This window comes from uncultured Algimonas sp. (genome assembly GCF_947498175.1).
Classification (GTDB): Bacteria; Pseudomonadota; Alphaproteobacteria; order Caulobacterales; family Maricaulaceae; genus Litorimonas.
Genome location: NZ_CANMJB010000003.1, coordinates 203,359 through 216,382 on the forward strand (window position 1 = coordinate 203,359; position 13,024 = coordinate 216,382).

General features: G+C 63.6%; 16 protein-coding genes and 1 riboswitch. Of the genes, 14 read left to right on the plus strand and 2 right to left on the minus strand.

Features of this window, described 5'->3' with window-relative positions; genetic code table 11:
• Position 1 precedes the first annotated feature (1 nt).
• Positions 2-523, minus strand: coding sequence for an inorganic diphosphatase (gene ppa, locus Q0718_RS05830; protein ID WP_298914877.1), 522 nt, complete (start codon positions 521-523; stop codon positions 2-4).
• A gap of 262 nt (positions 524-785) precedes the next feature.
• Here ppa and Q0718_RS05835 point away from each other — a divergent pair, with 262 nt between their 5' ends.
• Together Q0718_RS05835 and Q0718_RS05840 are read left to right on the plus strand one after the other, a co-directional pair.
• Positions 786-1,349, plus strand: coding sequence for a peroxiredoxin (locus Q0718_RS05835; RefSeq protein ID WP_298914880.1), 564 nt, complete (start codon positions 786-788; stop codon positions 1,347-1,349).
• Entirely contained in the window at positions 1,350-1,877 is a 528-nt protein-coding gene (locus Q0718_RS05840; RefSeq protein ID WP_298914883.1) for a carboxymuconolactone decarboxylase family protein, read from the plus strand. It begins immediately after the preceding gene.
• Between the two features lie 147 nt (positions 1,878-2,024).
• Here Q0718_RS05840 and Q0718_RS05845 read toward each other — a convergent pair whose 3' ends face one another.
• Complete coding sequence (locus Q0718_RS05845; protein WP_298914886.1) at positions 2,025-2,636, minus strand: LysE family translocator; 612 nt, start codon at positions 2,634-2,636, stop codon at positions 2,025-2,027.
• 65 nt (positions 2,637-2,701) lie between these two features.
• On the opposite strand from Q0718_RS05845, the gene Q0718_RS05850 reads away from it, so the two are divergent.
• The 12 genes from Q0718_RS05850 (at position 2,702) to Q0718_RS05905 (ending at position 12,903) form a co-directional block, all read left to right on the plus strand.
• Positions 2,702-3,322: an exopolysaccharide biosynthesis protein gene (locus Q0718_RS05850; protein ID WP_298914889.1), complete on the plus strand. Its 621-nt coding sequence runs from the start codon at positions 2,702-2,704 to the stop codon at positions 3,320-3,322.
• 64 nt (positions 3,323-3,386) lie between these two features.
• Positions 3,387-3,884 carry a DUF302 domain-containing protein gene (locus Q0718_RS05855; RefSeq protein ID WP_298914892.1) on the plus strand — a complete coding sequence of 166 codons (498 nt, stop codon included), beginning with the start codon at positions 3,387-3,389 and terminating at the stop codon, positions 3,882-3,884.
• A gap of 48 nt (positions 3,885-3,932) precedes the next feature.
• Positions 3,933-4,132, plus strand: a riboswitch (cobalamin riboswitch).
• 172 nt (positions 4,133-4,304) lie between these two features.
• Positions 4,305-5,222 (plus strand): ABC transporter substrate-binding protein, encoded by a 918-nt coding sequence (locus Q0718_RS05860; protein WP_298914895.1) that lies wholly within the window; start codon positions 4,305-4,307, stop codon positions 5,220-5,222.
• Positions 5,222-6,208 (plus strand): iron ABC transporter permease, encoded by a 987-nt coding sequence (locus Q0718_RS05865; protein ID WP_298915498.1) that lies wholly within the window; start codon positions 5,222-5,224, stop codon positions 6,206-6,208. The genes Q0718_RS05860 and Q0718_RS05865 overlap by 1 nt, the downstream gene beginning before the upstream one ends.
• The gene (locus tag Q0718_RS05870) at positions 6,205-6,978 is read left to right on the plus strand and encodes an ABC transporter ATP-binding protein (RefSeq protein WP_298914898.1); all 774 of its coding nucleotides are present in this window, start codon (positions 6,205-6,207) and stop codon (positions 6,976-6,978) included. The genes Q0718_RS05865 and Q0718_RS05870 overlap by 4 nt, the downstream gene beginning before the upstream one ends.
• 150 nt (positions 6,979-7,128) lie before the next feature.
• Entirely contained in the window at positions 7,129-7,683 is a 555-nt protein-coding gene (gene rfbC, locus Q0718_RS05875; protein ID WP_298914901.1) for a dTDP-4-dehydrorhamnose 3,5-epimerase, read from the plus strand.
• Positions 7,684-7,693: 10 nt separating this feature from the next.
• Positions 7,694-8,746, plus strand: coding sequence for a dTDP-glucose 4,6-dehydratase (rfbB, locus tag Q0718_RS05880; protein WP_298914904.1), 1,053 nt, complete (start codon positions 7,694-7,696; stop codon positions 8,744-8,746).
• Positions 8,747-8,751: 5 nt separating this feature from the next.
• Entirely contained in the window at positions 8,752-9,633 is an 882-nt protein-coding gene (rfbD, locus tag Q0718_RS05885; protein ID WP_298914907.1) for a dTDP-4-dehydrorhamnose reductase, read from the plus strand.
• Entirely contained in the window at positions 9,630-10,502 is an 873-nt protein-coding gene (rfbA, locus tag Q0718_RS05890) for a glucose-1-phosphate thymidylyltransferase RfbA (protein ID WP_298914910.1), read from the plus strand. Before rfbD ends, rfbA begins: the two co-directional genes overlap by 4 nt.
• A gap of 151 nt (positions 10,503-10,653) precedes the next feature.
• Entirely contained in the window at positions 10,654-11,175 is a 522-nt protein-coding gene (locus Q0718_RS05895; RefSeq protein WP_298914913.1) for a DapH/DapD/GlmU-related protein, read from the plus strand.
• Between the two features lie 376 nt (positions 11,176-11,551).
• A complete protein-coding gene (locus tag Q0718_RS05900; protein WP_298914916.1) occupies positions 11,552-12,559 on the plus strand; it encodes an NAD-dependent epimerase in 1,008 nt (335 codons plus the stop codon).
• Between the two features lie 59 nt (positions 12,560-12,618).
• Positions 12,619-12,903, plus strand: a complete 285-nt coding sequence (locus Q0718_RS05905; RefSeq protein ID WP_298914918.1) for a hypothetical protein — start codon at positions 12,619-12,621, stop codon at positions 12,901-12,903.
• Positions 12,904-13,024: the final 121 nt, after the last annotated feature.

Below are 13,024 nucleotides of genomic sequence, written 5' to 3' on the forward strand. Positions count from 1 at the left end.
GTCAGGCCGCCGCGATCCCGCTGGCGATCAATTCATGGGCCTTGTCCCGGCCGCCCCAGCCCAGCACCTTGACCCACTTGTCCTTTTCCAGGTCCTTGTAGTGGGCGAAGAAGTGCGGAATCCGGTCCTGCAGCACTTGCGGCAGGTCGCGATAGGTCTTGATCTGGTCGTAATAGGGGGTCAGCTTGGCGTGCGGCACGGCGACGATCTTCTCGTCCAGTCCGGCCTCGTCTTCCATCATCAGAACGCCGACGGGTCGGGCGCGCACGACGCAGCCCGGCATCAGGGCGCGCTGGCCGACCACCAGGACATCGGTCGGATCGCCGTCATCCGACAGCGTGTGCGGGATGAAGCCGTAATTGCACGGATAGCGCATCGATGTGTAGAGGAACCGGTCCACGAACATGGCGCCGCTGGCCTTGTCCATTTCGTATTTGATCGGTTCGCCGCCGAGCGGAACCTCGATCACGACATTGATGTCTTCGGGCGGGTTTTCCCCGGCGGAAACGGCGGACAAATTCATGGAAGGGACAGGCTGGTTTCGAATGGACTGAAGTTGCGCGCGCCCTAGGGCTGCGGTTCTTGAACCGCAAGCGAAACAAATGTGACAGTGCGGTTACAAAGCCGTGTCGGTCGGCTGTTTTCGGACCCTTAGGCCCGCCCTATGGAAACGATTGGAACAAACGATTGGGCGCCCCGTTCCAACGGACCTAGAGGCCCTGCGCCTGCCGGACCTTCCGGTTCATCTCCCACGTCCCAACGCATCCAAAGGATGGAATTCCCCCATGATCAAAATCGGTGACAAACTTCCCGAATTCTCGCTGACCGCCGTCGACGGCAAGCCGTTCGACGACATCACCATCGACAATGTCTTCACCACCGTCTCCAACGCCGACCTCAAGGGCAAATGGACGGTCCTGTTCTTCTACCCCAAGGACTTCACCTTCGTCTGCCCGACCGAAATCGCCGCCTTCGGCGAGCTGAACGAGGAATTCGAAGACCGCGATGCCGTGCTGCTGACGGCCTCCACCGATTCGGAGTTCACGCATTGGAACTGGCGCAAGCACCAGGACGAGCTGCGCGACCTGCCGATCCCCATGCTCGCCGACATCAAGCGCGACCTGACCACGGCGCTCGGCATTCTCGACGAAGCCGAAGGCGTCGCCCAGCGCGCGACCTTCATCGCCGACCCGGACGGCGTCGTGCGCTTCATCTACATCACGGACCTGAATGTGGGCCGCAACCCGCAGGAAGTGCTGCGCGTGCTCGACGCCCTGCAGACGGACGAGCTCTGCCCCTGCAACTGGTCCAAGGGCGAAGACGTGATCGACCTGCAGAAGGCCGCTTAAATGGCCCTCGCCGAGCTGAAGTCCGCGCTGCCGGACTACGCCAAGGACATCAAGCTCAACTTGGGCCGCGTTCTCGCGGCCGACGGAATGGACGGGCTGTCCAAGGACCAGGTCGCGGGCATCGCGCTCGCGTCCGCCTACGCGACGAAGAACCACACGGTGATCGGCGCGGTCCGGGACGAAGTCAGCGTTGCAGACGACATCGTCACCGCCTCCAAGGCGGCGGCGACGGTGATGGGCATGAACAATGTCTATTACCGCTTCGTCCATCTGGTCGGCGGTGAGTACGCCAAGATGCCGGCGAACCTGCGCATGAACGTGATCGGCGATCCGGGCATCGACCGGGTCGACTTCGAGCTGATGAGCCTGGCCGTGTCCGCCATAAACGGCTGCGGCATGTGCATGGAGGCGCATGTCGCCGAAGTCACCAAGGGCGGCGTCAAGCCCGCCGGCGTGCAGACCGCGATCCGCATCGGCGCGGTGCTGATGGCCGCGGCGCAGGCGATCGAGATCGAGGCGGCGGCGTAGCTGAAGTCGTCCCCCGGCAATGAATGCCGGGGACGGTCGGTTTATAGAGCCTTCTTGATTAGGCCTCTATAGCGACCTTCGGTCGCTTCCGTCCGGCTGTCGCCTTCCGGCAATCCTCTCGATTTCGTCCCCCGGACGAAATCGCTTTCAGGCGAGGATTGCCCACACCCCGCTGGCGATCATCACCACCCCGATCGCCGCATTGAAGGCCTTCGCCGCCCGCGCGCTTTGCAGCTTCGCCCGGATCCACCGCGCGAAGGCCGCATAGACGGCCAGCCCCTGCAGCTCCAGCCAGGTCACCGTCGCCAGCATGATCCCGAATTGGGTGAGCAAGTCCTTCTGCGGGTCGAAATAGAGCGGCAGCAGCATCCCGAAATAGACCAGCGGCAAGGGCGAGCTGATCTGCAGGGCGAGGCCGCGGAAATACAGCCCCGACCGGCGGGGAGCGTCGCCGGAACTCACGCTCATGTCCGGCGGCGGGCCGAAGATGGTCGACAGGCCGAGATAGAGAATGACCAAGAGGCCGGCGATCTTCAGCCCCAGCGTGACGCTCGGAAATGCCGTCAGCAGCGCCGCCGTCCCGCTGGCCGCCAGCACCAGCCACAACACATTGGCCGAAGCGATGCCCAATGCGGGCAGCATGGCGGGCCGGAAACCATGGCGGAAACTGCTGGCCATGACGAGCATGACCGCCGGACCGGGCGTCAACCCACCGACCGTGAACAGCACGACGAGGCTCAGCCAGACATTGAATTCCAAGTGTGCCGCCCCTTTCGCGAATAAGCGGTGGCGCCCTAACAGCGCCCGCCCTATCTGTCACCGCCGTGGAAAGCCAACCCGACGATATCGACCCGCCCATCGAGACGGCGCCGCTGCAAGGCGTCTTGACCCATGTCCTTTCCGAAATGGACGGCGCAGACAGCAACATGCGCGATATCGTGATCTCCATGGGTCACCGCGCTTTCGGGCCCGTCATGGTGCTGTGCGGATTGTTCCTGATGACGCCGCTGGGCGCCTTGCCCGGATTGCCGACCGCCTTCGGCCTGATCAACATCGCTTTTGCCGTCCAGCTTCTGGCGCGCCGTCCGCATCCCTGGGTGCCGGATTTCCTGGCGCGCGTCCGGGTGCCCCACAGGCGCGTCGCGGCGGTCCACGCCAAGGTCGGCCCGTGGCTGGCGAAGATCGACAATGTCATCCAGCCGCGTCTGGCTTGGGCGACGGAGGGGCCGATGCTGGTTCTGGCCGCGCTGGTCGCGATCCTCCTGTCCGCGGCCATGATCCCGCTCGGGCTGATTCCGTTCGGCGTCGTCCCGGCCGCGGCTATCCTGGGCGTCATGGGTCTGGCCCTGATCGCGCGCGACGGCGTGCTGATGCTGCTGGCGCTGGGCCTGTCGTCGGGGATCGCGATCTGGACGGCGACCCTGCTGGACGGACTGGTCGGATGACGCGCTTAGCGACCGGGTCGAGAAAAAGCTGGAAACATTCCAAGGGAGAGCCATGATGCGGATCATGAAATCCTTTGCTCCGATTGCCGCCTGTCTTCTGCTGTCGGCCTGTTCCAGCCTGCCGGACTCGATCCCCTTGCCCGACGCCATGCCCCTGTCCGAACGGTTGCCCCTGCCGGTCCGGACTTCGGTCGGCGTGTCGGACAGTTTCGTTGCGGCCGAAACGCGGCTGCGCGACGCCATATCGGCTAGGAACTTCCGTCTGTTCGCCGTGATCGATCACGGGGCGGGCGCGCTGTCGGTCGGTCGCGACATCGGCCAGAGCAAGCTGTTCGTCTTCGGCAATCCGCAAGGCGGCGCGCCGTTGATGCAGGCCGAACCCGAACTGGGTTTCAGCCTGCCGTTGAAGATGCTGATCTACACGGATGAAAGCGGCCGGACACGCATCATCCACACCGACATCGCCGCATTGCGGGACCATTACCGGATCGAGGGCCAGGACGACCATATCGACCGGATGCGCGCCACCCTGCGCGCCATGGCGATGGAAGCGGCGGGATAGACCCGTCCGACCGGCACGCTCTCATGCTTGACTCGCCGACGCGCATGGTGTGAACCGAAACCCGATGGCGCCCTTCGGGGCATGGGAAGCCGGTGCGGTTCTTCAGGAACCAAGACCGGCGCTGTACCCGCAACTGTAAGCCGTGATGCGGATGGGCCTTGTTGCCACTGGAACGCCACGTTCCGGGAAGGCGGCCCGCCCGCGACGACCGGCAAGCCAGGAGACCGGCCATCACGTCGTTCGCCTGCGGACCGGGATGTGTCCGAGGGCGGGGAAGACGCACCGGGTCGTGCCGTGCGCCTCTCCTTTTTCGCGACAGATATCGGATGTGTCGCACCCGGCCCGGCCGGATGCGGTTCTTCTCGGTTCCGGGTCCGTCGCCCTGTGCGGGCGCTCCGGGACGCATGTTGCGAAGGAGCTTTGACATTGCGGTCTGGACGGCAGGACAATGAACGGAGCCGCTTCCGCCCTGTGCTGGCGGCGCTGTCGCTTGTCCTGGCGGCCGGGTGCGGGGCGGCTGGGTGCGGGGCGCCTGCGGCGGTGCCGTCCGCGGACAGGCCCGACCGCGCGCAACGCATCGTCAGCCTGGACTTCTGCGCCGATCAATATGTCCTGAAACTGGCGGGCCCAGACCGGATTCTCGCGCTCTCGCCCCACGCGACGGCGGAATTTTCCTACATGCGCGACGCCGCGCAGGGATTGCCGCAGGTACGGCCCATCGCCGAAGATGCGCTGGTCTTGCAGCCCGACCTTGTCGTTCGCTCCTATGGCGGCGGGCCGAATGCGGCCGCCATGTTCGAGCGGGCCGGTGTGCCGGTCCTGCAAGTGGGCTGGGCCGGAGACCTGCCGGGTATCCGCCGCGTGACCGAAGACATGGGCAAGGGATTGGGCGCCGAAGCGCAGGCCGCCGAAATCCTAGCCGACATGGATCGCCGCCTCGGCGAACTGCGGCAAACGGGTGAACGGTCGGGCCCGCGCCTCGACACGCTCTACGTCACCCCGTCCGGCGCGACGACCGGTGCGGGATCGCTGGTCCACGAGATCCTGCAAGAGGCCGGCCTGGCCAATTTCGAACAGCGTGCGGGCTGGCGTTCCCTGCCACTGGAAAGGCTGGCGAACACGCAGCCCGACCTCGTCGCCGCAGCCTTCTTCGACAGTCCCGGCCAGAAACACGACCGCTGGAGTTCCATGCGCCACCCGATCGCGCAGGCGCAATTGAAGACCCGCCCCGTGGTCGATCTGCCCAGCGCCTGGATGTCCTGCGGAGCGTGGTTCGCGGTCGATGCCGTCGAAGCGTTGAGCCGCGCGGCCGTGCGCGCGGAGGAAAACCGACGGTGATGCGGCGCATCCCCCTGATACCGGCGCTGATCGCCGGTAGCGCGGCCGTCCTGTTCGCCGCCTGCCTGCTCGGCTCGACTCCCATGCCGCCGTCCCGCGTTCTGACCGCTCTGTTCGGGACGGCCGCCGCAGGGGACGTCACGATCGTCTGGTCGATCCGCCTGCCGCGCGCACTCGCCGCCTGGCTGGTCGGCGCGAGCTTGGGCGTCAGCGGGGCCGCCCTGCAGGGCCTGCTGCGCAACCCGCTCGCCGAGCCCGGCATATTGGGCGTGTCCGCCACGGCGTCGCTGCTGGCCGCCGTCGCGATCTATTACGGGTTTGCGGCCGCCGCCGTCTGGATCATGCCGGTCGCGGCCATCGCGGGCGCGTTGATCGCGACGGCCCTGATCACGCTGCTCGCGATCCGCGTCCAGTCCGTGGTCACGCTGATCCTTGTCGGTGTCGCCTTGTCGAGCTTTGCGGGTGCGGCGATGAGCCTTTTGCTCAATCTGGCCCCCAATCCGTTTTCGCTGGCCGACATGATCAACTGGATGCTGGGCTCGGTCGCCAACCGCAGTTTCGACGACATCGCCTTGGCCCTGCCTTTCATGGTGTCGGGCGCGGCGGTGCTGATGCTGACGCGCCGCGGACTGTCCGCCCTGACAGTGGGCGAGGAGGCGGCGGCGGGCCTCGGCCTGGATCTGCAGCGCCAGCGCATTGCGGTCGTCGTCGGCGCGGGGCTGGCCACGGGCGCGGCGGTGTCGCTGGCCGGGGCCATCGGGTTCGTCGGCATCATCGCGCCGCATCTGGTCCGGCCCTGGGTGCGCAGCGATCCGGCCCGCGTGCTGCTGCCATCCGCCCTGCTCGGTGGGATCATGCTGGTTCTGGCCGATATCGGCGTCCGTCTGGCGCCCACCAGCAGCGAGCTGAAGCTCGGTGTCGTGGCGGCCCTCGTCGGCGCGCCGGCCTTCGCCTGGATCGCGGCGCAGCGCAGAGGCGCGTCATGACCGAACTGCGCGTCAGGGACCTCCATGTGGAAGCCGACGGGGTCACCCTCGTGGACCATGTCGGCTTTCAGGTCCGGTCGGGCGAGATCGCCGTTCTGATCGGTCCGAACGGGGCCGGCAAGTCGATGGCGCTGCGCGGTGCGCTGGGTCTGGTCCCGGCGATGGGGTCGGTGGAGATCGACGGCGACCCGGTCTCGAAGATGAGCGCTGCGGAGCGCGCGCGCCGGATCGCCTATTTGCCTCAAAGCGGCCCCATGGCTTGGCCCGCGCGGGTGCGGGACGTCGTGGCACTCGGCCGCTTCGCCTACGGGGCCTCGCCATCCCGGATATCGGGCGAGGACTGGCAAGCCGTCGAGACGGCGCTTGGCGAATGCCAGCTGACCGACTTGGCGGACCGACGTGTGGACACGCTGTCGGGCGGCGAGACCGCCCGCATGCATTGCGCGCGGGCTTTCTGTGCGCGCACGCCCTTGCTGATCGCCGACGAACCCGTCGCCGCTCTCGATCCGGCCCAGGCGTTCCGCATCATGGACCTGCTGAAAACCAAGGCCGAAGCGGGTCTGGGCGTGCTGGTCGTGTTGCACGACATCACTCTGGCCGCCCGCTATGCCGACCGCATGATCCTGATGAGCGAAGGCCGCATCCTGGCGGACGGACCGACCGTCGGGGTCCTGACGCCGGACGCGCTGGCCGAGCTTTACGGGATCGCCGCCGAGGTGAAAGGCCGCGAGATCAGGCTGACGGGTGTTTTGACGGAACCGGTGGCATAACGGACATTCGAATGCCTAGAAAGCCGCGCCGGTTGCCAGGATCGGCCGCATGGCCGGTCCACGGCTTGAGAAACACACGCGCTGACTGTAAGCCGCCGGCTGACGAAGGCCGGCGCGGTCGCAATCCTTTCTCGGACATTCCTGGGCAACATGAAGACAGACACTTTCCAGATCGACGGACCCGTCCTCTTCAGCCCCCGGCGCTTCGAGGATGCGCGCGGCTATTTCATGGAAACGTTCCGCCGGTCCGTCTTCGACGACAGTGTCGGGGAGCCGGTCGAATTCGTCCAGGACAACCAGTCGCTATCCCGGCGCAAGGGAACCGTGCGCGGCCTTCATTACCAGTCCCCGCCGCATGCGCAGGGCAAGCTGGTGCGTTGCATTCAGGGCGCAATCGTGGACATTGCGGTGGATGTGCGCCGGGGGTCTGCGACCTATGGCCAGCACGTCCGGGCCGAACTGACGCAGGACAATGCCCGCCAGCTCTGGGTGCCGCCCGGTTTCCTGCACGGATTTTCCACGCTCACCGACGATGTCGTCGTCCATTACAAATGCTCGGACTATTACGCGGCCGGTGCCGAAGGCAGCGTGGTCTGGAACGATCCCGACCTGTCGATCGATTGGGGTGTCGATGCCGTGGATGCCGTCGTTTCGCAAAAAGATGCGGCGGCGCCGGCGTTCGATGCGTTCCAGAGTCCGTTTTGAGGAACCGGCCGTGAAGATCCTCGTCACCGGTGGGGCCGGGTTCATCGGTTCGGCCGTCATCCGCGAGGCGGTCGCGCGCGGCCATTCGGTCGTCAATGTCGACAAGCTCACCTATGCCGCCAATCTCGACAGCCTGCGCAGCGTCGCGGACGAGGATGGTTACATCTTCGAACGGATGGATGTCTGCGACACGCAAGCGGTCGCCGCCCTGATGCAGCGAACGCGGCCCGACGCGGTCATGCATCTGGCCGCCGAGTCGCATGTGGACCGGTCCATCGACGGACCGGGCGACTTCATCCAGACCAACATCGTGGGCACGTTTTCGATGCTGCAGGCCGCGCGGTCCCATTGGGCAGGCCTGGAACCGGATGCAAAAGCCCTTTTCCGGTTCCACCACGTCTCGACGGACGAGGTGTATGGCGATCTGTCTTCGCACGACCCGGCTTTTTCCGAAACGACTCCCTATGATCCGAGTTCGCCCTACTCGGCGTCCAAGGCCGCGTCCGATCATCTCGTCCGGGCCTGGGGCCGGACCTTCGGGCTTCCGGTCGTCCTGACGAATTGCTCGAACAATTACGGCCCCTATCAGTTTCCCGAAAAGCTCATTCCCGTCGCGATCCTGAAAATGCTGCAAGAGGAACCCATCCCCGTCTATGGCGACGGAAGCAATGTGCGCGACTGGCTCCATGTCGAAGACCATGTCGATGCCTTGCTGACGGTTCTGGAGCAGGGCCGGCTGGGCGAAACCTACAATATCGGCGGGGACAATGAGCGCACCAATCTGGAACTCGTCCAGGCGCTCTGCTCCCTGATGGACCGGCACAGCCCCACGGGCCGCACCGATCATGCCTCGCTGATCGCTTTCGTCGATGACAGGCCGGGGCATGACCGGCGATACGCCGTCGACGCTTCGCGCATCCGTGACGAACTCGATTGGACCCCGTCCGCCGACTGGATGTCGCGGCTCGAGGACACGGTGCTCTGGTACTTGCAAAACGAAGACTGGTGGCGCCCGCTCGTGGAGGCCAAGGCGATCGGACAGCGGCTCGGACGCAAGGCCTGAAGGCGATGGGACCGCTTGTCATCGGACGCACCGGACAGCTCGCCCGCGCCTTGGACGCCCTCTTGCCGAACGCGACCTGTCTTGGCCGCGAGGCCCTCGATCTGGCGGGCGACGGGCTTGCGATATGCAAGACCCTCGATGCGCATGGCGCCGCCTCCGAAAGCGGCGTCATCCTGGCGGCAGCCTATACGGATGTCGATGGCGCGGAAGAGGACCGGGACACCGCCCATGCCGTCAATGCCGTTGCGCCCGGCATCATAGCGCGCTGGTGCGCCGAGCGCGGTGCGCCGCTCGTCCACGTCTCCACGGACTATGTCTTCGACGGCCGTGCGGTCTCGCCTTACGGTCCGGATCATCCGACGCAGCCGCTCAACGTCTATGGCCGGACCAAGCGCGACGGCGAAACCGCCATTCAAGACAGTGGGGCCAACGCGGCCATTCTCAGAACGTCCTGGGTCCATGACGGCCAAGGGCGCAATTTCCTGACCAGCATGCTGCGCCTCGCCGCAATGCGCGACACGTTGCGCATCGTGTCCGATCAGACAGGACGCCCGACTTATGCCCCCGACCTCGCCCGCGCCGCCGTCGCGGCGCTGGAGACCATCGCGACAGACCCGTCGACAGGCGGAACCTATCATGTCACGAACACAGGCGATCCGGTCAGCTGGGCCGGATTCGCCGCCGCCATTTTCGATGCAGCCGAAAAGCGGATGCGGATCGAGCCCATCACCACGGCTGAGTTCGGAGCGCCGGCGCCCCGTCCCGCCTATTCGGTTCTCGACACGGAGGCTTTCGAACGCGGGTTCGGTTACGCTTTGCCGGATTGGCGTGACGGCATGCGCCGGGCATTGCAGGAAGCGGATCTCGGAGCGGAAGGCACCTCATGACGGACAGGCGCGGCATCATTCTGGCGGGCGGTACGGGCACGCGCCTGCACCCCTCGACCATCAGCGTCAGCAAGCAGCTGATGCCGGTCTTCGACAAGCCGATGATCTACTATCCGCTCAGCGTGCTGATGGAAGCGGGCATCCGCGACATACTGATCATCACGACACCGCGCGACCAGGCGGCCTTCGAGCATCTTCTCGGCGACGGCTCCAACTACGGCATCCGCCTGTCCTATGCCGTCCAGCCCAGCCCGGACGGGCTGGCGCAGGCGCTGATCATCGCGGAAGATTTCCTGAACGGTCATCCGTCGGCCCTGATTCTGGGCGACAATCTGTTCTTCGGCGACGAGTTCGAACTGGCCTTGCGCAGAGCCCAGCAACGCAAGACCGGAGCGACCGTCTTTGGCTATCATGTCAGCAACCCCGGAGATTACGGCGTCGTCGGCTTCGACGCCGACATGAATGCCGTATCGCTCGTGGAAAAACCGGACGACCCTGCCTCCAACTACGCTGTGACGGGTCTTTACTTCTACGACGACCGCGCGCCCGCCCTGGCGCGGACCGTCACGCCCTCCGCGCGCGGCGAACTTGAAATCACGGCATTGAATTCGCTCTACCTGGATAGGGGCGAGCTGTCCGTGGAACTGTTCGGCAAGGGATCGACCTGGCTGGATACGGGCACGCACCGCTCCCTGCTCTCTGCGGCGCAATTCGTCGGCATCATCGAGGAACGGCAGGGTCTGCGCATCTGTTGTCCCGAAGCGGTCGGCTGGCGCAAGGGCTGGCTCAGCGACGACCGGCTCGCCGCGGTTGCCGAACCGCTGAAGAAGTCCGGTTACGGCGAATATCTCCTCACGCTCCTGTCCTGACCGGGTTCGGCCCGAACGGGACGGCGACCCATCGTGATGCGAACCCGCATGGCGAAAGCGCTTGACCCGGGCGTCGCGATTGTCAGGACATGGCCGCTACTCGTACAACGGCCATAGCTTGCCTGCTGAGGCTATCGAAGGAAGATCATTCATGAGTGACACATTTGTTCACGAAAGCGCCTATGTCGATGACGGCGTGACGCTCGGCAAAGGCACGAAGATATGGCACTTCTGCCATGTCTTGCCGGGCACGGTGATCGGCGAGAATTGCTCTCTCGGACAGAACGTCATGGCCGGTCCCGACGTCCGCATCGGCGATGGTTGCAAGATCCAGAACAATGTCGCGCTATATAAAGGCGTCGTTCTTGAAGACGGGATTTTTTACCTCGCGCCTGAAATCGGCCACGAAGACAATCATGTTGTCATACATTCCCGTTCTGTGGCGGATCGTGTCCGGGAACAGGGCTTCCAGCTCCGAAGGGTCGTGTCCAGTCTCGATAGTGTGAAAATCGAAGCCGCGTTGTGCTTTAAGGCCCCATTTGTTTTCTTCAGATCGCTCGTGAATCTTGCCATGGTTATACTGACGGGACGAGAGCGAGTGCAGCCTTGCTTTCATGCAGGCTTTTCGCCCATCGCTAGTTCTCGTTCTGACATGTGCAGCGCTATAGCTTGACTGGTCTGTCGAGGGAATCATCTTAGCCTTAGCCTTAGCCTTAGCCTTAGCCTTAGCCTTAGCCTTAGCCTTAGCCTTAGCCTTAGTCTTAGCCGTTGCAGAATCCTTTTTTCGTCAGCATTGCCTTTTGCAGACGAGGCCTTGCCAAAGGCGCGAATCCGGCAGGACTTATGGCTGACTCGTTTTCCCAGCAGTTCCTCTTTGGCGACGGGTATCGCCTATGCAAGCGGAACAATCATGATCATCGTGTTGGCGCGTAGAGTGCTCAATCTCCGCCTATTGTAAGCTTGGCTTGCCTTCGGGGTGGCTTATAGGAGCATCGCATTGACGGTTATCGGACTCGTCGAGCAGGGATGGCCGGGGAAGACCGAAACCAATGAAATATCTTGTAACCGGTTCCGCCGGGTTCATCGGCAATCACGTCGCGCTAGACCGTTTGAAGGCCGGTTTCGAGGTGATCGGAATCGATATCGTCAGCGATTATTACGATGTGAACCTCAAGGAGGCGCGTCTCGATCGTCTGCGCTCCTTTGATGGCTTTACCGAGGAACGCATCGATCTGGCCGATGACGACCGGATGGCGGAGACCTTCGCGCGTCACCAGCCGGACGTGGTTATCAATCTCGCAGCGCAGGCGGGCGTTCGCTACAGTCTCGATCATCCGCGCGAATATGTAAAAAGCAATCTGGCCGGTTTCCTCAACGTGCTGGAAGGCTGCCGCCACAACGGCGTCAAGCACCTGCTCTATGCTTCGACGAGCTCGGTCTACGGGGCAAACACGTTGCAGCCATTCAACGAACATCGTCATGCCGACCACCCGTTGACCTTTTATGCCGCCTCCAAACGGGCCAACGAATTGATGGCGCACAGCTACGCCCATCTGTTCGGCCTGCCCTGCACGGGCCTTCGCTTCTTCACCGTCTATGGCCCATGGGGACGCCCGGACATGGCGCTGTTCAAGTTCACTAAGGGGATCATCGAGGACACGCCGATCGACATCTACAATAATGGCCAGATGTCGCGTGACTTCACCTATATCGACGATATCGCCGAAGGGATCGTGAAACTGGCCGACGTGGTTCCGCAGCCGGACCCGGACTGGAATAGCGATGATCCCGACCCCTGCACGTCCGGCGTCGCGCCGTTCCGGGTCTACAATATCGGAAACAGCAACGTCGTGCCGCTCATGACCTATATCGAGACTCTCGAGAAAAAGCTCGGCAAGGAAGCGATCAGGAATTTCATGCCGATGCAGATCGGCGACGTGCCATCAACTTGCGCCGATACGTCCGACCTGAAAGCCGCGACGGGTTTCCGCCCCGATACATCGGTCGACGTCGGCATCTCGAACTTCGTGGATTGGTATCTGGAATATTACCGCTAAGGCGGCCTTCCGGAGTAAAAATCCATGTCGGAGTTAATCGGCCTTCTGGAAGATGGTTCATGACGTATAAATACAATGTCGGATGGCTTGCCGTCTTCGGAACTGCGGCAATGATTGTCATCATGGCCTTTCAGATGGTCCCCCACTGGTGGCCGAATGCGGCCTCCGACAACTTTCTATACTCTCCTGTGAACATTCTTTTCAGCCTGTCAGCGCTGATCTTATGGCAAATGTCCTTCCTGTCTTTTCTAAAACTGTTTTGCTTCAGGCTCGATACGGGGATGGTTTCAAGTCGAAGAACAGACTTCGGTAACATCATGCTGGGAACCATAGCGACGCGTTGATGCGGACGGCGGGTTTGCAGCGGACCACAGGCCTGCACCGCCACCATAGCAGCAGCTGCGACGACGAAATCACGACGATCCATGGAAAATCTCAGGTAGAATGATTTAAATATAAAATCGG